This window comes from Psychrobacter sp. C 20.9 (genome assembly GCF_001921765.1).
GTDB lineage: Bacteria > Pseudomonadota > Gammaproteobacteria > Pseudomonadales > Moraxellaceae > Psychrobacter > Psychrobacter piscatorii_B.
Genome location: NZ_MRYC01000002.1, coordinates 84,598 through 104,274 on the forward strand (window position 1 = coordinate 84,598; position 19,677 = coordinate 104,274).

15 protein-coding genes and 1 pseudogene are annotated in these 19,677 nt (G+C 45.4%); 12 read left to right on the forward strand and 4 right to left on the reverse strand.

Annotated features, from left to right (window positions below; translation table 11 throughout):
* Window positions 1-249: 249 nt before the first annotated feature.
* The 5 genes from BTW00_RS01825 to BTW00_RS01845 all read left to right on the forward strand — a co-directional run bounded on the left by BTW00_RS01825 (window position 250) and on the right by BTW00_RS01845 (window position 7,022).
* Window positions 250-1,401 (forward strand): acyl-CoA dehydrogenase family protein, encoded by a 1,152-nt coding sequence (locus BTW00_RS01825; protein ID WP_075105970.1) that lies wholly within the window; start codon window positions 250-252, stop codon window positions 1,399-1,401.
* 62 nt (window positions 1,402-1,463) lie between these two features.
* Complete coding sequence (locus BTW00_RS01830; protein WP_075105971.1) at window positions 1,464-2,672, forward strand: acetyl-CoA C-acetyltransferase; 1,209 nt, start codon at window positions 1,464-1,466, stop codon at window positions 2,670-2,672.
* A gap of 72 nt (window positions 2,673-2,744) precedes the next feature.
* The gene (locus BTW00_RS01835; RefSeq protein ID WP_256713957.1) at window positions 2,745-4,934 is read left to right on the forward strand and encodes a 3-hydroxyacyl-CoA dehydrogenase NAD-binding domain-containing protein; all 2,190 of its coding nucleotides are present in this window, start codon (window positions 2,745-2,747) and stop codon (window positions 4,932-4,934) included.
* Window positions 4,927-6,090, forward strand: a complete 1,164-nt coding sequence (locus BTW00_RS01840; protein WP_256713958.1) for a CaiB/BaiF CoA-transferase family protein — start codon at window positions 4,927-4,929, stop codon at window positions 6,088-6,090. The genes BTW00_RS01835 and BTW00_RS01840 overlap by 8 nt, the downstream gene beginning before the upstream one ends.
* Window positions 6,091-6,317: 227 nt before the next feature.
* Complete coding sequence (locus BTW00_RS01845; protein ID WP_075105973.1) at window positions 6,318-7,022, forward strand: hypothetical protein; 705 nt, start codon at window positions 6,318-6,320, stop codon at window positions 7,020-7,022.
* Window positions 7,023-7,213: 191 nt separating this feature from the next.
* Here the strand turns inward: BTW00_RS01845 and BTW00_RS01850 are convergent, their stop codons facing one another.
* Complete coding sequence (locus tag BTW00_RS01850) at window positions 7,214-8,188, reverse strand: alpha/beta hydrolase (RefSeq protein WP_075105974.1); 975 nt, start codon at window positions 8,186-8,188, stop codon at window positions 7,214-7,216.
* A gap of 286 nt (window positions 8,189-8,474) precedes the next feature.
* On the opposite strand from BTW00_RS01850, the gene BTW00_RS01855 reads away from it, so the two are divergent.
* The 3 genes and pseudogenes from BTW00_RS01855 (at window position 8,475) to BTW00_RS14095 (ending at window position 11,603) form a co-directional block, all read left to right on the forward strand.
* Window positions 8,475-9,242, forward strand: a complete 768-nt coding sequence (locus tag BTW00_RS01855) for a hypothetical protein (protein WP_083603528.1) — start codon at window positions 8,475-8,477, stop codon at window positions 9,240-9,242.
* 233 nt (window positions 9,243-9,475) lie between these two features.
* Window positions 9,476-10,621, forward strand: a complete 1,146-nt coding sequence (locus tag BTW00_RS01860; protein WP_075105975.1) for a siderophore-interacting protein — start codon at window positions 9,476-9,478, stop codon at window positions 10,619-10,621.
* Window positions 10,622-10,984: 363 nt separating this feature from the next.
* A pseudogene (locus BTW00_RS14095) lies at window positions 10,985-11,603 on the forward strand (IS3 family transposase).
* Between the two features lie 140 nt (window positions 11,604-11,743).
* On the opposite strand, the gene BTW00_RS01880 reads toward BTW00_RS14095, so the two are convergent.
* Together BTW00_RS01880 and BTW00_RS01885 are read right to left on the reverse strand one after the other, a co-directional pair.
* Window positions 11,744-12,988 (reverse strand): HmuY family protein, encoded by a 1,245-nt coding sequence (locus tag BTW00_RS01880; RefSeq protein ID WP_075105976.1) that lies wholly within the window; start codon window positions 12,986-12,988, stop codon window positions 11,744-11,746.
* 112 nt (window positions 12,989-13,100) lie between these two features.
* On the reverse strand, window positions 13,101-15,212 hold the full coding sequence (locus BTW00_RS01885) for a TonB-dependent siderophore receptor (protein ID WP_083603529.1): 2,112 nt from the start codon (window positions 15,210-15,212) through the stop codon (window positions 13,101-13,103).
* A 244-nt stretch (window positions 15,213-15,456) separates the two neighbouring features.
* On the opposite strand from BTW00_RS01885, the gene BTW00_RS01890 reads away from it, so the two are divergent.
* The 4 genes from BTW00_RS01890 to BTW00_RS01905 all read left to right on the forward strand — a co-directional run bounded on the left by BTW00_RS01890 (window position 15,457) and on the right by BTW00_RS01905 (window position 19,435).
* Entirely contained in the window at window positions 15,457-16,602 is a 1,146-nt protein-coding gene (locus BTW00_RS01890; RefSeq protein WP_075105977.1) for a ChuX/HutX family heme-like substrate-binding protein, read from the forward strand.
* Between the two features lie 61 nt (window positions 16,603-16,663).
* Window positions 16,664-17,494 (forward strand): hemin ABC transporter substrate-binding protein, encoded by an 831-nt coding sequence (locus BTW00_RS01895; RefSeq protein ID WP_083603530.1) that lies wholly within the window; start codon window positions 16,664-16,666, stop codon window positions 17,492-17,494.
* Window positions 17,495-17,567: 73 nt separating this feature from the next.
* On the forward strand, window positions 17,568-18,578 hold the full coding sequence (locus BTW00_RS01900) for an iron ABC transporter permease (RefSeq protein ID WP_083603531.1): 1,011 nt from the start codon (window positions 17,568-17,570) through the stop codon (window positions 18,576-18,578).
* Between the two features lie 26 nt (window positions 18,579-18,604).
* Window positions 18,605-19,435 (forward strand): ABC transporter ATP-binding protein, encoded by an 831-nt coding sequence (locus BTW00_RS01905; RefSeq protein WP_083603532.1) that lies wholly within the window; start codon window positions 18,605-18,607, stop codon window positions 19,433-19,435.
* 24 nt (window positions 19,436-19,459) lie between these two features.
* Here BTW00_RS01905 and BTW00_RS14010 read toward each other — a convergent pair whose 3' ends face one another.
* Window positions 19,460-19,630, reverse strand: coding sequence for a hypothetical protein (locus BTW00_RS14010; RefSeq protein WP_156923993.1), 171 nt, complete (start codon window positions 19,628-19,630; stop codon window positions 19,460-19,462).
* Between the last annotated feature and the right edge of the window lie 47 nt (window positions 19,631-19,677).

Below are 19,677 nucleotides of genomic sequence, written 5' to 3' on the forward strand. Positions count from 1 at the left end.
TATTTGATACGTCCTATCAGTTAAGTGATTTTCTCGATAATCTAACGTGATTAAATTAATAAGTAATTTGAATTACCATTTTTATTTAATGGATTGCGAAGTGGTTTTTCATAGCCTAGTATAAGACTCGTATATTAATAAATACAAAGAATTTATGGCATATCTATAACGGTAATATATATTACCATAACTTCTAAGAAGGACTTAGATATAGCTGTTATTCATACAATATTGTCAAGGATAGACATCATGAGTATCGAAAAATTTACCCCAAACTGGATGACCGAAGAACATCAGATGGTGTATGACAGCGCCTTGAAAATGTTTCAATCTTGGGAGCCAAAGGATGAGCAGTGGCGCAAAAATGGCATGATCGATCGTGCTGCGTGGGAAGAGGCGGGCGAGATGGGGTTTTTGTGTGCGGCAATACCAAGCGAGTATGGCGGCGGCGGCGGGGATTTCGGTCACGAAGCCGCACTCATCTACGCACAGACTGAGGCCAATCAGTCAGGATTTGGCGGTATGGTGCATTCAGGTATTGTCGCGCCTTATATTTTAGACCACGGTACTGAAGAACAAAAACAAGCGTGGCTACCAAAAATGGCAACGGGCGAATATATTGGCGCTATCGCCATGACTGAGCCTGGCACTGGCTCCGACCTACAAAACATCAAAACCTATGCAGTAAAAGACGGTGATGATTACATTATCAATGGCTCTAAGACTTTTATCACTAATGGTCAGCACGCCAATCTTATCTTATTAGCATGCAAAACAGATCGTGAAAAAGGCGCGCAAGGTGTCTCACTTATCATCGTAGAAACGGACAACGTAGAAGGGTTTGAACGTGGGCGCAATCTCGATAAGATTGGTCTGACCTCTCAAGACACCTCAGAGCTTTTCTTTAGCAATGTCCGTGTACCGCAAACCAACCTGTTGGGTACGGTAGAAGGTATGGGCTTTATACAGATGATGCAAGAGCTGCCACGTGAGCGCCTCATCATTGCGCTATCAGGGGTCGGCTCAATGAAGCTGGCTATCAATCTAACACTAGATTATGTAAAGGGCCGTGAAGCCTTTGGCAAACCTATTTGGAAGTTTCAAAATACCCGCTTCAAGATGGCTGAATGCTATGCCGATTATCTTGCTGCCAGTACCATGTGTGATGTGGCAGTCGATGCGATGTTAGATGGCAAACTGTCTGTACCGCATGCTTCATTGATCAAATACTGGGTCACCGAAAAACAGTGCGAAGTCATCGATGAATGCGTGCAACTGTTTGGTGGCTATGGCTATATGACCGAGTATCCTATCGCCCGTTTATATGCTGATGCGCGCGTGCAAAAAATCTATGGCGGCACCAATGAGATTATGAAAGAGCTGGCTTCACGCTTTATGTAAACGCTTATATTATAAAACTACGATAGTTATTGTTTATTTAAAAAATAAAAAAAGGATTTTTTATGACTGAGACTGCTTACATTTATGATGCTATCCGCACGCCACGCGGCAAAGGAAAAAAGGACGGCTCTTTGTATCAGGCGTCACCAATCTGGCTGACACGTACCTTATTAAAGGAGATGGAGCAGCGTCATAACTTGGATACCAGTTTGGTCGATGATGTGGTGCTTGGCTGCGTGACCCCAGTGGGCGAGCAAGGCTCTGATATTGCGCGTATCGCCGTCATTGATGCTGGTTGGGCACAAAATGTGGCAGGTCTTACCTTGTCTCGTTTTTGTGCCTCTGGTCTAGAATCTATCAATCTGGCAGCGGCCAAAATCATGTCAGGTATGGAAGACATGGTGGTGGCGGGCGGTGTTGAGTCAATGAGCCGTGTGCCGATGGGCTCTGATGGCGGTGCTTGGTACATGGATCCGCGCGTCAATGAAGCGACGCATTTCGTACCGCAAGGGGTGGGCGCAGATACCATTGCAACGCTTAAAGGCTTTAGCCGTAGCGATGTCGATGCTTTTGCTACCGAATCACATCGCCGCGCGGCACAGGCTTGGGAGAACGGCTATTACGACAAATCTGTTGTCCCTGTCACCGATATCAACGGCATGATGCTATTGGATAAAGACGAAACCATCCGTCCTAATACCAATGTCGAAACCTTAGCGGGTCTTAAACCTTCTTTTATTATGCCGGGAAAAATGGGCTTTGATAGTGTGATATTAGACCGATACACCACGATTGAAACCGTGAGTCATGTGCATCATGCGGGTAATTCTTCTGGCATCGTTGATGGGGCGGCGATTTGTTTGGTCGGTAGCGCGGCGGCTGGGCAAAAAGCAGGACTAAAACCACGCGCCAAAATCACAATGGCCTCAGTCATTGGTTCAGAGCCTGCCATTATGCTGACAGGTCCAACGCCAGCTTGCCAAAAAGCCCTCGATAAAGCGGGCATGCAAGCCTCTGACATAGACCTTTGGGAGATTAATGAAGCATTCGCTGCTGTGCCGATGAATACCGCTGATGATTTTGGAATCTCGCTTGATATTGTCAACGTCAATGGTGGTGCAATCGCTATGGGTCATCCGCTTGGGGCAACGGGCGCGATGCTAATGACGACAGTCCTTGATGAGTTGGAACGCCGCAACTTACAGACTGCTATGATTACGCTATGTGTGGGCGGTGGTATGGGAATTGCCACTATTATCGAGCGTGTTTAACTTTCCTCTAAAAAAGACTAAAACACAATTAGATTAAGAAATAATAGATAAAGAATCATTTAAGGGATAAAAATGATGACAAATAACCAAACAGTAGATAGCGTAATAGCCATTAACGCATTAGATAACTTCTCCGTCCAGCGTGATGACGAGGGTGTCGTCACCGTTACGATTGACCAAAGCAAACGCAAAATGAATGTCATTGGTGATGGCTTTACGGAGGCATTCGCCACGATAGTTGATAGTTTTATCAATGATGACGCCGCCACAGGCTTAATTCTCACATCGGCCAAAGACACCTTTGTGGTTGGCGCAGATATTGATCAATTGAACCAGATAGAGACAGCGGAGCAAGCATTTACATTGACCGAGGAATTAAAAGGGAGTTTGCGTACGCTTGAGACCTCAGGTAAACCCGTCGTCGCTGCTATGACAGGAACCGCATTAGGCGGTGGTTTAGAGTTGGCACTTGCCTGTCATTATCGTATTACCATTGACACGCCTAAGACCAAGCTTGGTTTGCCTGAGGTGAAACTGGGCTTGTTACCTGGCGGCGGCGGTACTCAGCGCTTACCAAGGTTGGTCGGTATTCAAGTAGCACTGGAGCTGATGACGCAAGGCAAAGAATTGCGACCAGCAGCGGCAAAAGATATTGGACTTATTGATGCAATAGCCACTGATCGAGCAGATATGCTGAAGCAAGCAAAAAACTGGATTCAAAACAATCCAAGCGCTCAGCAGCCATGGGATGAGAAGGGTTTTAAAATTCCTGGCGGCGATAGTAAGCATCCTAGCGTTGTACCGATATTCTCTATCGCCCCAGCCATGGCCAATCAAAAATCTCACGGCAACTATCCAGCGATTATTCATATCATGTCTTGTGTGTTTGAAGGATGCCTAGTTGATATCGATACAGGGCTTGAGATTGAGTCGCGTTATTTTGCCGCTTGCGTACTGTCGACTGAATCAAAAAACATGATTAACACCTTATGGACGCAGCTGAATAGCATCAAAAAAGGTCAGTCTCGACCTCAAGGGTTTGAGCAGACCCAAACCAAAAAAGTCGGTATCTTGGGGGCTGGCATGATGGGCGCTGGCATCGCTTATGTCACTGCCAAAGCAGGTATAGATGTCGTGTTATTGGACACGGAAATTGCCAATGCAGAAAAAGGCAAAGCGTACTCTGCTAATATTTTGGATAAAGCCATCAGCCGAAAGCGCGCTACCGAAGAGAAAAAACAAGCGCTCCTAAAACGTATCACGCCAACCGTCTCTTACGATGATTTAGCTGATTGTGATCTCATCATCGAAGCGGTGTTCGAAAATCGAGAAATCAAAGCCAAATGTACCCAGCAGAGTGAAGCAGTGATTTCAAACACGGCTATTTATGCGTCTAATACCTCAACATTACCGATTACTGGACTAGCAAAAGCCAGTACACGACCAAACCAGTTTATCGGTCTGCATTTTTTCTCGCCAGTAGATAAGATGCCGCTCGTTGAGATTATCGTAGGCGCGCAAACTGATGATGAAACGTTGGCCAAAGCCTTTGATTATGTTGTGCAAATAGGCAAAACGCCTATCGTCGTCAATGACAGTCATGGCTTTTATACCTCGCGGGTATTCGGCACCTATGTATCAGAGGGTATCGCAATGCTAGGAGAGGGTGTGCATCCGCGTAGCATCGAAGTTGCCGGACTAAAAACAGGTATGCCGATGCCGCCCTTAGCATTACAAGATGAAGTGTCGTTAAGCCTAGCATTACATGTCAGCGAGCAACAGCAGGTAGATATGGCAGCCGAAGGCAAGTCCGTTGCTGTGCGCCCTTCTTACGAGATACTAAAGACGCTGGTCAATGAGCATGGGCGCGAGGGCAAGAAAAATGGCAAAGGGTTTTATGATTATCCAGAAGACGGTGATAAGCATCTATGGCCTGAGCTGATAAACTTATATCCGCCAAAGTCAGAGCAACCATCGCAGCAAGATTTGGTGGATCGGCTAATGTTTATTCAAGCCAATGAATCTGCCAAATGCTATGAGGAAAACGTCGTGCGCTCAGTTGCCGACACCAATATAGGGTCTATCTTTGGCTGGGGGTTTGCACCGCAGCACGGTGGTACACTACAGTTTATCAATGCAATGGGCGTGAGTGCGTTTGTTAAGCGGAGTCGTGAGCTGGCTGCGAAATATGGCGAACGGTTTGAGCCTGCTCAGATTTTGCTAGATATGGCAGCCAAAGGCGAGGCGTTCTCTGATGACTGACATGCATGTATCAAACCATGATCAAATGGCGGACTGTCTACAAGGGTTACGAGTGATCGATCTGACTCGTAACCTACCTGGGCCATTTGCCACGCGTTTGCTTGCGGATTTGGGCGCGGACGTCCTTAAAATCGAACCCAAACAAGGTGATCCTGCTCGCGTATTTGGTGAGTTATTCGCTGCTTTGAACCACGGTAAGACGACTGAAAAGCATGATTTTCATGATCCCGAAGCGATTGCAACTATAAAGGCTCACCTTAAGGAAGCTGATGTGATGTTGGACAGCTTTCGCCCAGGTGTCTTGGCAGAAATGGGACTAGATGCTAAAACCCTGCATGCCATCAACCCAAAGCTGGTAATGGTATCTATTACTGGCTATGGTATCGCAGGCAGTTACGCAAAAGAAGGTGTCTACTTAGAAAGTGCTGAGTCAAAAAATAGCTCTCAAATAAATCATAATTGGTCTGATAAGGCCGGTCACGATATTAATTTTATGGCTATGAGTGGTGTGCTTGATCAGTTAAAAACAGCTCAGGGTGAGCAGGCTATGCCCAATGTCCAGTTTGCGGACTTGGCAGGTGGTAGTGATACAGCAGTGATAGCACTGTTGGCTGCTGTATTTGCCGCGCAACGTACCGGAAAAGGACGACATATTGCGATTAGCATGACGCACAGTTTGTACAATCATATGGTCATGCCAAAGGTGACGGGTAAGCTAATCAGTCGTTTTTCAGGTGACAATTCAAATAGTGCTTCAAATAATACTTCAAGTACAGCTCCCATGCCACAGCATGACTTTTTAGGCGGTGCATTACCATGTTATCGACTGTACCAAACCGCTGACCAGCGACATATGGCGGTTGGTTCGTTAGAGTTGAAATTTTGGCAAGGTCTATGTGAGGTATTGGAGTTGCCAGCGCTTACAGACGTACATTGGCAGCTTGGCATCATGCCCAATAGGCCTGAGAGTCAAACAGCGACTAAAACAATGGCGGAAAAATTCGCCAGTCAAACGCTTGAGCATTGGCAAGGCGTATTTGCGGCAACGGATGTCTGTGTGACCCCCGTGCTGAATTTACAGGAAGCCAAGGCTCACCCTTTGTTTGCACATCAAGATGAATATCAGGCAACCTCAGGATGGCAGCAAATTAGCTAGTCACTGGTATGGAGATACCTTTTTAGTCTGTGTTATTTAGCCTGTCTGTCTAAATCAGAGTGATTGAACTTGTATATCTGTCTATCTAAAATTGCCTGGATAAGAGACAATATGCGCATAAAATCTAGAGCACCGTGATATTAAGAAAGTATCATGTACTAAGGCTCTTAAAGATTGAGCCACACAGACATTTCACAAATTTAACTCAAGCAAAAAGGCCGTTTTGAATGACCAAACATAACCCGTATAATTTTTTACCTTTGCAGCCTACTGGTAGAAACGAGAACGACACTGCCAATACCTATGCGCCTGAAGATATGATTAAAATATATGAGCAGCAGTTTCTCATTCAAGTACCTGAAGAGGAGCTGACAGGGTTTTTGCCTGCCCTAAAAGCATTTTATGATATTGATAATCATACTTTAGATGTCAGCGCCGTTATTTTTGATGCAATTGCAGACTCATCTATTATTTATAATCACAAAATCAAAGTGGGCGGCTATCAGTTGCTAGGTGGATTGGTAGAGGAAGCGATTGAATATGATGAGGATACTCAAAGTGACGACAGCACTGACAGCGAAGAGATTCAGGCCTATACACTAGAGTGCCAGCGCGCTTTCTTCATCAATGATGTAGAAATACCGTATCATTTTAATCTGTTCATTTATGGCGATGGCTATTCTACTTTGACCAAAAAAGAAACCGTGCTAGAAAAAATGTATTGGTTTGTCAGAGGCAGGTTTGAAGAAGAGTTGTTGGACGACTCCAAAGATAATGATAGCTTGGACTCAATCAATGAGCAGCTAGCCAGCTTGGGCATTGCGGCCATGGATCTAACGACTGTAGATGAGATTGTAAGTTATATTGAAGGCAGCATCATAGATGACGCAATGGTTGATGAGCTAAATAAGCTATTGGATGATGCCGAGTAGAGCAAACGCTAAAATGACAGTACGCCATGCAGGTCAAATAATTGGGTCAAAGTGAATGAAAAGCTGCGTGACTGATAGAACTGGGAAGCATTTTTTGCTTGGTCAATAATGACGTAGCAAACAAGTAAAAAATAAATATATAAACATAATGATCAGTCACGCTTGATCAATGGGCGCTCACATCTTTGACATTAAAAGTGTTCTAAACTTTCTAATAATGAGGTTTTAAATACCTCGCCATGGGACTGCTCAAACGTTTGATAGCGACAGTTGTCCTGAAAATAAGAACAGACTTCTTCAGCAAATGCCTGTTTGCTAAGAGCAGCACCCACCAGATTGGGCCGTTTGTCTGATAGGGCAGCAGTTTGTTTTGGCGATTGACTAAAACTGAGGCGCAATTGCTTGGTTTTAGCCAGTTCAGCCAGTCTCGATGGGGGCAGGTCTTGATATGCTTGCCAGTATTTTATCATCTCTCCTTCTTGCCACCACAGCGACGGATCAGCGCTAAAGTACTGCTGATAAGCATCTGGATGCGCAAATAAATTGTACAGCACAAACAAACCGCCGTACGAGTGACCCCAAAGCGCTTCTTGCTCGGGCTTGGTACCCAACTGCTCATACACCCAAGGTTTTACTTGCTGCTCAATCGTGTCATAAAACTGCGCCGCGCCGCCATTCAATCTGTCTCTGCCATCTTCTTTAAAGAGATCTTTTTTACCTGCTGTTGCTGATAGCAACGGCGGGGTGTAATCGTATGCCCTGGCATCAACATCAAAACGATAAGGCGTCTGGTAACCAATGAAAACCAAGATGGGCGCGTACTCTGGCGGTGAAGCGTGAGAAATCGCACGTAAAAAATCTTTATCGAGGTCATCAATGGCGGCGTTACCGTCGAGCATGTAGATTACCTTGCCCGCGTTTTTTGGCGTCTTTATAGGGTGAGCATCAGCTTGCGTTTTAGGGATGCCCAACCACACTTGATAGTGGCGCGGTTTGGCATAATTTTGCCATTGTGCTGATAATTCATTGTCTGTGCCTGAGACGGTGATATTAGGGGCAGGCGCGCTAAAAGTGTGATGGGTAAAATGATAGCCGCTGTCCTTTGCGTGCAACACACTCATATCGACAGGGGTTTCTAGATCGGGTTTGGCATGGCTTACGGACATGATGGCTCCTAGGAGGATAGCCGCTACTACAAGGTTTTTAAGGCGTTTTGACATTATTATCCTTTGTGATGAATTTGGGGAGGGCTGAGACACTGAGTGAGCGTTTGCAGGAATTGATAAAAGTAAAAGATAGACATTAATCAGTGCCAGTTGCTGGCGAGTAAGGATTGACAACCAGTTACAATGTCGTAATAATAATGCACATGATAATCATTATCAATACTATTATTTGTTGATGTCTTATCCTGTATGCTCAATCTAACCCATTATTCTATGAGATTCGCTTATGTCATATATCAGTCCAGCCTCTTTGGGGGAAAACCTACTATCTAAAACCATACTTGCCTCTATTGCTGTCTTCTCTCTTGGAATAGTAGGGTGTCAAAGCACGTCCGCTGTGTCCGCACAAACGGCCACTGCTCATCTGACGCCCACTGGGATTATGCAAACACAAAGCAGCTATGCAGACACGCGTTATTTAACCATTGCTGGCAAGGACTATCCTGTATCTGAAACCTCAGCGCGCATCGTGATTAATGACGCTAGCAACGCTCCAGAACTGGTCGATGATATATTTGATGGAAAGGGTAAAGCAGCTGTACCAGGTTATAAAGTCATGCTGATGAATCGTACCAGCTCAATTGCTGCTGAAGCACGAGCGCTGGATAATGGCAAAGTGATAGACAATCGCATGATTCACCGCGGCAGTAAGTCGCTCATCGGTATCCCTGTCGTTAATGGACAAGCTCAGCTTAAGCAGGCGCAGTTATTAGACTTTGACATTATTTATGATGATTTGTCTAAAGCAGTGATCAAAGGGGAGGTCGTCAAACCGCGCGGTACGAAGCTGACCAAACCAGACACCGCGGTGACTGATAAAAAAGTGGTGTTGCGCTCACTGACGCTACCCAATATTGCCAGTGGTGAAAGCGCAGGTGGCGGCGTTGATTTTGAGGCCAGTGCCTTGATAGATGGCAAAGTGGTCAAGACTGGGGCAAACAGTGCGTTTAATATTTTTTATACCACTACGGCTGATAAGGCCAGGGGGTTTTAGAGTAAACCCTGCAAATAGGGTCGTCTAACAGATGCTGCTAAAAAAATCCTAACAGACTCTGGCCTCTGATAAGAGACCAGAGCGTTTTTCGTTTGTCTTTAGCATTATTGGATACGCCTTTATTTTTAGCACATCCATTTTTAATACAACAATGAGTAGATAAGACGCCCGAGTGACTCAAGCGCCTTATCGCGTCTTTTTTATACCATCAATTTTAAAATAAGGGGTCTGTTATGTCCCAAATCTGTGATAGCGTTTATACTGATAAAGTACCACTGCCCGTGGCAACCAAAATCAAGTTTATGAATCATGTGAATGACGAGCATCAAGATGAGCTGGCGATGTTTGTGGAAGCCTTTGATAATACCAAGGTTGGTGACGATCTGCTGGTTCAGATCGCAGAGGTTTATCATGATGGGTTGTTATTACAAACCTGTAAGCATCCTTTAGAAAAACTATCAATAGACAATCCAGCACATTATCAGGCTCGATCTGAAGCGGCAGCGCTCAATCGTTATTTTATTGCATTTGATGACTTCGTTGATGAGACTGTCACTATTAAGTCGCAATACATTCACCTATTGCAAGTGGCGGCAAAAAAGCTTGGTAAACTTGCAATAAAGCAGCAAGAGCGTGACTTCACGGTGATTGATGGGTATTATGCCAGTCCAAATATGTTTCGGTTGGTCGTCGGCGCACCGAGCGACACGCCACTGAATCATGCCGGCTACGCGTATCTGTTTGAGCTGAATGCGGACACCCAAAAGAGGGATCAAGCTATCAGTGCATCAGCAAAACTGCAGCGTTATTATACGCTCAGAAAAGCGTGGCAAGATGCCAATAGCCAAACGGTCTATGGCTGGGTTGATACCTATATTCATGGAGATACGCCAGGGGGTAACTGGGCAAGAGCATTACAAGCTGATAGCAAGATCAAAAGCGTGCGTGATTATCCTGAAAAGGTTGCCCATCTTGAGACCGGACAGTGTTTGCTGATCTGTGATGAAACCTCAATGCCGACCGTGGCCAATTTGTTAGAGGTTTGGCAAAATCCGATAGCGCCAATTGTCATTGCTGTCACCAATGATGCCGCAGATATTGACTATTTAAACAATCTTGAGCTGAGCGCATCATTGACAAAAACCACCAACTTTAAACAAACCAACATCCGCCATATTGTAAACTCATCCGCCATGGACCTTGCTCAGGTCATCTCATCGACAATAGATATATTGCTCAGTGAGTTGTCCCTCAGTATTGATAAGTTGTGGGGCGCACTTGAAGCGTCTGATGCCAAAACGTTAAGACGTCAGCTCAAAGCTCAATTTGGCTTACCTCGGCAAGACATGGTGATGAAGGTCTATTGGCGATCGTCCTAGAAGGCAGATATAAAGACAGAGACTCAAACCCCATTAGTGTTTAGAAGATATCCTTCGACAACTGCGTTACAGCGTTTTGAGACAGCGGCGCGGCACTTGAGCTTTACTCTTACTCATGCTGCATAAGAGATGCATATGACTCAAAGCGCCATCAGTAAGTAAGTGGCTCAGCTGGAGGAGATGCTAAACTTATCACTTTTTTATCGTACACCGCATCGAATATCTCTCACACCTGCTGGCAAGACTTACTATCTTGAGGTGCTGGGGATTCTCAAACATATCGAAGCGGCCACGACCAGTCTTATGTCAAACAGTGACAACTCAGAAGTGCTAAAAATTGCTTCACATCCAACGTTTTGCGCGCTGGCTGATACCGGCACTGGCGGGTTTGGTCAAGCCTATCCGCTACTCAACCTAGACATCAAAGAACACAAAACCCTCAACGAGTTAACCGCAGAATATGGGGTTCATGCAACCCAAATCAGCAACTGGAAAAAGCAGGCTTTGGCAGTTATTCCTACTGCATTCAATACCAAACAGCAAGCCAACGAACAAGCCCAGCAAGCTATTATCGATGAACTACATAGGCAACTAGGGCAAGTCATAAGTGAAAGAGACTGGCTTAAAAAAAGTCCTCACAGCTACCCTGAGCACTCGTAAACAACTGCTAGAACCTGATAACAAGGGTTTTAGTACACCAAGACCCCATTTTATGGGGTTAAACGCATGACAGCGTATTTGAGGCAACTATGCTATCAAGTGGGAGAAAAGCGAGTTAGGCGATTACTACGGCAAATGGGACTAGATGCTATTTATCAGCATCTATTTGCGACAGTTTGAGACAGTCAGTCAGGCAAGAGCAGGTTTGAAAGAGTATTTCGAGTTTTACAATCATGAGCGTTTATATCAGTCGCTCGATTACCATACTCCTGCACAGGTTTATCTGGCTAACAATAGTTCGGATAATGAATCGTTTTATTAATCCAATTCTATCTTAATTTTATGATAATTGGGTCTAGACATTGGGGAGTACTTTAAACTTAAACACCAGCCATAATAACTATGGCTGGTGTTTTGCTGATATGAAGTTGTATTTTTAATAAATCTGATGACTTATCTTATTTATTGAGCAGGCTGGACATCAAATTTAAATACCCAAGAGGTGGCTTTGGTGGTGGTAGCATCAGGATAATTAATCTGTGTCAGACGCATGCGCGCATAACTATCACCACTGTTTGAGCGGATCAGCGCGCCTTGAGCTTTGTCATCAGGTTTTGCACTGAGTTGATGAGTCATGCCATTATAAGTGTACCAGCCAAAATCAAGGTTTGGATAAGTGCCGGTGTAGCCTGGATTTAGATCTGAGCTGTCGCTATCCACCATCCAGCTGCCTGCTGATTTTGGCGTATCAAAGTCTGTGACATTCAATAGATTGGCAAGGCTTTGCTCTTTATTGTCAGTCATGAACTTAGCTTTGATAGGCTCGTCTTTATCATCATAGTAGCCGTCTGGAGTATTGGCGACAAAACCACCGACCTTACCGGTACCGGATGCGCCGCCATTGAGTTTGACACTGTCACGCCTAAATGCCACCTGCCACTGTTTTGTAGCATCATCAACGATGTTACCCGTTTTTAAATTCAGATAAGTCCACTCCGTGTTGCTAGTGGCGTCAATGGTCTTGGTTTTGACTTGATCGGCGCGCGGCATTGCGGTATCAATCCAGCGCACGGTTGGGTGGCCAGATACTCCAGCTTCATTGTAGTAGTTGATAATCTGCATGGCATAAATGGGCTGCTGCACACTGCTCGAAGTGGCCGGATCGGTATGGTCTGTTGTGATAAGGTACACACGGTTATTAGGATATAGTTTATGATTTTCTGCAATATTATAAGCGTACCATGAGTGACTATCAAAAATACCGCCGCTGTTATCTTCGTTATAATGGTGCGTGATGTCACTACCGGTTTTTGGGTCTTGCATACCGTTGTTATAAGCGCTTAGCTCTGACCAATCCATCAATCCAAACACGCCGCCATCACCGTCGCCTGAGCTGCCACTGTTTGACCAAAGACTGACCCCGCGTTGTTGATTATCAAATTTAACGTCCCACGTGGCGCTACTACAGTCCACCTCGCTATCACTGTCAAAATCAAAACAAGTCTGCACATTAGGGTTGAGACTCGCGCCACTGATCGTCCATTCAGCGCTTTGACTAAAGCTCGCCGTAGCCGTGGGTGGTGCCGTAGTTGAACCGCCACTACTACTGTTATCGCTATCACTACCGCAGCCGGTTAGCGCAACTAATATGGCGGCACTGAGTGCGCCTAAGGCAGATGTTTTGGTCAGGCGTAAATAAGATGACATAAAAAGCTCCTGTTGAATAAAACGATGATATTAAGTAAAACGATGATATTAAGTAAAACGATGATATTAAGTAAAACGATGAAAGTAAGGGTTAAAGATTTTGTGATCCAGCTTATTGCCAGTTAAAACGTGCGCCAATTAGCCACTCACGGTTGTCAATCGGGCGATAATCACTGGTATCGCGTACATCACGCTGGGTATCAAAGATGTTATTCACCGCGCCATATAGACTAAAATTATCATCAATCTTGTAGTTCAATTGACTATCAAGCGTCCACCATGATGGTGAGTAGGACTGCGCGGCAGTATCAATCAGCTGCTTAGACTCGTAGTTCAACCTAGGAATAAGCTGCAATGTATCACTCAATTGATAATCGAGTGCCAGCATGACTTTATGATTAGGACGGTAAGTTAATTCGCTGTTGGCGCTCTCATTTTTGGTTTTTAGATAGGCGTATGTGGCTTGTAGGGTGGCGCGATCATCCACTTGCCAATCGATGCCAATATCGCCGCCATAAGTGTAGGCACTATCGATATTGGTATATTGAAAAATACTGATGCCATTTTCGATAATGGCGTTTTCGTTATCAGTTTGGATTAAGTCCTCCACATCGTTATAAAAGCCGTTAATGGATAGGTTTAAATCATCACCAATCTGCCCTTGATAACCGACTTGATAGCTCGTTGAGGTTTCAGGTTGTAAGCTAGGGTTGCCCATGACTTTATAGCCCAAATTACTGTGGTCAAAGACGTAATAGCGCTCTTTTAAGTTGGGCACACGGTAGCCGCTGCCGACGCTGGCGCGAAAGATATGATCGCGTCCACTTGCGTCCGTACGGTTGTATTTGACAGCTACTTTTGGTGCCACATGATCTCCAAAGTCTTGATCATCTTGATAACGAATGCCCGTGAGTATCTCCCAATGATCACCAATCAGCCAGTCATCTTGGAGGTATAGCTCGCCCACATCACGGCTGACCTCATCGCTGATAAGCTCGCTAATACTGTTTTTGGTTTGAGATAGGGTGTCGCGCTGCACCTGTCCGCCTACTTGCAATAAGTGCATATGCGCACCTGAATCGATGGCTGGTAAATCAAGCTGCACCTGACCTAGCGCGGTGGTTATGTTTGTATTTCGCGATGATGCAAGCACCTCATTGGATAGGGTATCTGAGTCGCTTTGATAGTCTTCATATAATGCTTGCGCAGATAACTGATAGGTTTGCGTATTTTTATTGAGATGAATATCAGTGCTACCACCGATGCTGATACGATCCTTGTTAATCGACTCCTCACGCTGCTGGGGCAAAATATTTTGCGCCACGCGGAGATTAAAGCGGCTGGTATCGTCCTCACTATAGCGGCTCGCCTCAGCCCACAGCTTTGAGTGCGTAAGCATAGTACGATCATCAGGAGTATAGCTGAGACGTCCTGTTACCTGCGTTTGTTCGCTAGCGTCTTTGATTCGTGGCCAGCGCGCGGTATCGGTATTTAGGCCATCATCATCTAAATAAGAAGCAGACAGACGGGCCTGCAGGCGCTGCGCTGGATCCAGTGCTCCTTCGATACCGGCAGCGATAAAGCGTTTATTGGCATCAATATCATCACCTGAAGGGTTTTGATCGCCATTGGTGGCAAGCTCGGTATTGACATAAGCTTTGGTTTTGTTAATAGGTTTGGTAATAATATTAATCACTCCGCCCATTGCTGCACTGCCAAATTGCGCGGACGCCGCTCCTTGAACCACCTCAATTTGTTCGATATCCATGGTCATATACTGATTGAGATTGACTGTCGAGCCTGTACTGGCGGTGATAGGCAGACCATCAATTAATACTAAAACCTGATCGCCTGTAAAACCCTGCATACTGATTTCATAGCCCGTCTTGCCATGTACTTGCTTGAGATAAACGTTAGGCAATAGTTCTAGCGCCTCTTTTAGGGTATGCGCATGATTATCCTCGATTTGTTTGCTGCTAATGACATCTACTTTGACAGGGGCATCGCTAAGAGCTCGGTGTGAACGGGTGGCAGTTACCACAATAGGATCAAGTACGGTGCTAGGCATGGCGCTATTTGCCAAGCTTTGCTCGCTATCAGCAAGACTATTGAGCTGATAAGGATCTGCTGCTTTCGCGTTTGCCGTTATCGTGACGGCTAATACAAGCGTTATAGCGGCACTCAAAGGCTTGTAAGAAACTTTAAAAGTATTAGATATTGGCATAAGTTTACACAGTAAGAATAAGGAAGTTTGAGTAAATATAAGTTACATAATTCTTAGTTTTGAGTAACAAAGTAAGCATAGATTAATACAAATGAGATTGGTTATCAATGAGCAAATAATAATTATTATCATTTACAAATAAAAAAAAGTTGGTCATAATGCGTTTTGTCAGTGAGCGCTCCGGCATTTTATTGAAAAAACATAGAGACGCCGCTTTTATATTTGCTTAATAGAGGATACGACCATGACTCACCCCATTCAGCTTGGCCAAAAAGACTCGGTACTTTGGCAGGCCTACCAAGATAAAAAAACGGTGACACCGATGTTATTTCCGACCGAAGGCGCGGCGGTATTGGGTGTAAGTGAGTTTGAGCTGTTACTTGCCTCACCGTATAGCCAATATATTGGTGGCCAATGCAGAGCAGTGCTTGAGCAGCTAGAGAATTTCGGTGCTGTTGAGAGTATCGTACGTAACGCCTTAGCCGTCCATGAAAAAACCGCACCATATCACAATCTAAAACTTGGCGAAAAAAGGGGCATTGCCCTCAATGTTGGTGGTTTAGATTTGCGCTTTTTTATGGGACGCTGGCAGCATATGCTTGCTGTGACAGATCTTAGCAAGAGTGATAAGCCCTCTTATAGCATTCAGTTTTTTGATGAGGAGGGCGCTGCGATCGATAAGGTGTTTTTACGCGATTTAAGCGATGACAATATCGCGCGCTGGCAAAAGTTAGTCGATAAGCATGCGCAAGCGGTCGATATAACCGAGCTGACGCTTGATGAGGCAACCGTACCCAAGACTTGGCAGTATAAAGAATTGAGTGATGATAACCGTGACAAGTTGCAGCGTCGATGGCGAAAGATGACGGACGTCCATCAGTTTTATCACATTTTAAATAAGCTTGAGGTTGATCGCGCCAGTAGCTACCGTCAAGCGCCTACAGGGTCTGCATATTCGCTCAGCCTTGATGCGATGAGTGCTGTTTTTGAGCAAGCGCGTGATAGCGAGTGTCCTATTATGATATTTGTTGGCAATTCAGGGCTGGTACAAATTCAAACCGGTACAGTAAAAACCATCAAACGCATGGGCGACTGGATCAACATCTTAGATAAGAGTCACAATAACTTCACTTTGCATCTAAAAGACAAGCAGCTGGCGCAATTGTGGTGCGTCAAGCGTCCAACGGCTGATGGTATCGTCACGTGTATCGAAGGTTTCGATCAGTTTGGCAGCAGTATTTTGACTGTATTTGGTCAGCGTATGGAAGGCACTAGTGAGCTTGCAGCATGGCAAAAAATCACTGCTGATATTGTGGCTAAATTCTCACAAGGGCTGAATGAAGAGGCGCAGCATACTGCCATGCACAATAATCCGGCTCAGCCTGCTTAATGAAAGGGCTGTTAGCCACTCATGACTCCTATTTTATGATTCACAGTTACAAGGAACGTTTATGTTCGCGCAATTATCATCTTCTTTTTCTCGCTCCCGCCTCATATCATCTTTTTTTGTTGGCAGTATCTGCGCGCTGACTGCCTTATCGGCACAAGCTTATGAGCGCATCGTCGCCATGAGTCCTGATGTGGCAGATATCATCGTCGCGCTTGGTGCGACCGACAAGCTGGTGGGCAAAGATGCGACCAATAGCCATCCTGCCTTAAAAGATGTGCCAAAAGTGGGGATGCACCGCAACATTACCGCAGAGTCCGTGTTGGCAGTTAAGCCTGATTTGGTACTTGGTAGTTATATGGTGCAGCCGGTTAGTGTCTATCAGCGCCTCAATGACTTAAATGTCAAAGCCGCTAACGTAGCGCCAAAAGAGGGCGTCGATTATTTTGCCAATAGCATCAAAGCGACGGGTATCTATATCGGTAACCGCAGTGAAGCTGCACAACTTGCAGATCGTTGGTCTCAGGACATGCAGCCGTTAGCAAAAACGGGCAAACGCTATATCTTAAGCTATGATGGGCGCATTGTCGCAGGCAAAGGGACGGTGGGGGATGAGCTGATTCGCCGGGCAGGCGGGATTAATGCGGCGAATGTCTCAGGACTCAAACCTATGTCGCGTGAAGGCTGGCTGGCTGCCAAGCCTGATGTGATTATCATCGCCGATCATAATCAAAAGGTCATCGGCGGCGTCAGTAAGTTTAGTAAGCGTCCTGAAATTGCCGTAAGTAATGCCGCCAAAAATAATAAGGTTGAGTTTTGGCCTGTCGATAAGTTTTTACGCTACGGCCTAAACTCTCCAAAGGTCATCAAATCGCTACACGATATGGCAAAGTAGCGGGCACTCTAAACCTCTACTGTCATGATTCATCGGTTTAATTCCTCATTTATCCGCTACAGACGATATCCTTATGTCAAACAGTGCCACTTCCAAAAGTCAGAGTCGCTCTCATGTCGGCGCGTTGAATATACCTTCTAAATATAAGCAGAGCGTCTACTATGTCTTAGCAGCTCTAGCGTCATTGCTGCTGGTTTGGTTGGGATTGGGTATTGGCTTTGGTGAGTGGTCAAGCCCGGTGCACTTAGATGAGACCATTTGGCAATTGCGCTATCCGCGTGTGGTTACAGCGTTGCTTGTTGGTATGGCACTATCGGTGAGCGGCGCTGCATTGCAAGCATTATTTGAAAACCCGCTGGCTGATCCAAGTCTTATCGGTACCTCAGGCGGTGCGGCACTGGGCGTGGTGCTAGTGCTTGCTTTTGGGGTCAGCGGTATTGGTATTCCCTTTGCCGCCTTTATGGGTAGTGTGATTGTCTGTTTGTTTATCCTAGGCTGTCATAGGTTTTTGGGCGGCGGTCAGATGGGGCTACTGATTTTAGGCTTTGTCATTAGTGCCTTTTGCGCGGCAGTGGTGAGCCTAATCTTATTTATGTCTGATGATATGGTACTTAGGTCCGCGACCAACTGGCTATCGGGCAGTATGGCAGAAGCAGGCTTTGTACCGCTACGTTATTCGATTATCTCCATGGTGCTAGGACTCATTATTTTATTGCCTTTGGGTCGTCAACTAGATGGGTTAATGCTAGGTGAAACAACGGCAAAATCTTTAGGGATAAAGGTTGGCTTGAGCCGCTGTCTGGTAATTATTGCCTCAGCTTTGTTAACAGGAGCAGCAGTATCTTTGGCCGGCGTGATTGGCTTTATTGGCATGATGGTGCCCAACTTGCTAGCTATCTTGTTTGGCGGTGGACGGATGCGGCTAATGATATGGTCGGGCTGGCTGGGCGCGATGCTGCTACTCGTGATTGACGGTATGGCACGGCATGTGGCTTATCCAATAGATGTGCCCGTTGGCATTGTGCTGGCGCTGTTAGGCGGCCCGTTTTTTATCTGGCTGTTTGTACGTAGTAGCCGTCGTTAATCAAGTAATTATCAAGGATGCCCTCTATGTTCAATTCAACTGCTATGGCAGCTACAACCACTACCATAGACTATCATGAGCATGAAGATAATACTGAGCTGCTACGCTTACAAGGTATTCATATTGCTCATGGCGCTAAAGTGCTATTAAGCGTCGATTCACTGACGCTACCTAGCCACAAGTTAGTGGCTTTTATTGGCCCTAATGGAGCGGGAAAAAGCACTTTGCTACATGCTATATTAGGGCAGCATACCGGATCAGGTCTTAAAACTGATGGACAGATTAGCGTTCATGGTCAGCCCATTGATGAGGTCATGCGCCATGGTCATATCGCTTGGGTCGGACAGCATGAGCGTTTTGAGTTGCCATTGACCGTATTAGATTATGTGCTGCTAGGCGTATCCCCTAATCTAGCTTGGTATCAACGACCAAAGGCTCAGCATGTGAGTCAGGCTAGACGCTTGCTTGAGGATTTTGAGCTATGTAATTTGCTATCAGCGCGAGTACACACTCTATCAGGGGGCGAAAAACAGCGTTTAGCTATCGTGCGCGCGCTGATGCAAGACACGCACATTATGATGCTCGATGAGCCAACCAACCATTTAGACATTCGCCATCAGCGTTTTTTATTAACCTATTTGCGTGATCTGGCGCGCCGTCAACATAAAAGCATCTTAGTCGTATTACATGACTTGACTCATGCACATCGCTATGCCGATGCCGTTGTGCTATTACATAATGGACAAGTTGTGGCTCAAGGCTCGCCTAATGCGGTTATGAATTGCGAGCAATTAAGCGCGGTTTATGATGTCGATATAAAGGCGCATCAAACCGAGGACGGTGTGCTATTTGTTTAGCAAATAAAACAGTGTAAATAAAATTTAGCGGCGTCTATCACGATTGCGCCGCTCTTCACGCCGAGCTTTGCCTTTCGGACTGACACGATAAGTTAAATAGCCAAAAAATACCAGAACGATAATAAAGGCGACTATATATAAAAATATAGAGCTGCCAATAAACAACGATGCTGCAATCACAGGGGTAGCTTCCATGTCAGGTTTCCAATTAGTGCTTTTGATTATTATGCAACGGCGGCATC

Bases quoted from the DNA above. Each gene is read 5' to 3' on its own strand.
- BTW00_RS01885 (WP_083603529.1), bottom strand. From the start codon at position 15,212: ATGCCAATATCTAATACTTTTAAAGTTTCTTACAAGCCTTTGAGTGCC.
- BTW00_RS01905 (WP_083603532.1), top strand. From the start codon at position 18,605: ATGTTCAATTCAACTGCTATGGCAGCTACAACCACTACCATAGACTAT.
- BTW00_RS01835 (WP_256713957.1), top strand. From the start codon at position 2,745: ATGATGACAAATAACCAAACAGTAGATAGCGTAATAGCCATTAACGCA.
- BTW00_RS01890 (WP_075105977.1), top strand. From the start codon at position 15,457: ATGACTCACCCCATTCAGCTTGGCCAAAAAGACTCGGTACTTTGGCAG.
- BTW00_RS01830 (WP_075105971.1), top strand. From the start codon at position 1,464: ATGACTGAGACTGCTTACATTTATGATGCTATCCGCACGCCACGCGGC.
- BTW00_RS01850 (WP_075105974.1), bottom strand. From the start codon at position 8,188: ATGTCCGTAAGCCATGCCAAACCCGATCTAGAAACCCCTGTCGATATG.
- BTW00_RS01900 (WP_083603531.1), top strand. From the start codon at position 17,568: ATGTCAAACAGTGCCACTTCCAAAAGTCAGAGTCGCTCTCATGTCGGC.
- BTW00_RS01825 (WP_075105970.1), top strand. From the start codon at position 250: ATGAGTATCGAAAAATTTACCCCAAACTGGATGACCGAAGAACATCAG.
- BTW00_RS01860 (WP_075105975.1), top strand. From the start codon at position 9,476: ATGTCCCAAATCTGTGATAGCGTTTATACTGATAAAGTACCACTGCCC.
- BTW00_RS01880 (WP_075105976.1), bottom strand. From the start codon at position 12,988: ATGTCATCTTATTTACGCCTGACCAAAACATCTGCCTTAGGCGCACTC.
- BTW00_RS01840 (WP_256713958.1), top strand. From the start codon at position 4,927: ATGACTGACATGCATGTATCAAACCATGATCAAATGGCGGACTGTCTA.
- BTW00_RS01895 (WP_083603530.1), top strand. From the start codon at position 16,664: ATGTTCGCGCAATTATCATCTTCTTTTTCTCGCTCCCGCCTCATATCA.
- BTW00_RS01845 (WP_075105973.1), top strand. From the start codon at position 6,318: ATGACCAAACATAACCCGTATAATTTTTTACCTTTGCAGCCTACTGGT.
- BTW00_RS01855 (WP_083603528.1), top strand. From the start codon at position 8,475: ATGTCATATATCAGTCCAGCCTCTTTGGGGGAAAACCTACTATCTAAA.
- BTW00_RS14010 (WP_156923993.1), bottom strand. From the start codon at position 19,630: ATGGAAGCTACCCCTGTGATTGCAGCATCGTTGTTTATTGGCAGCTCT.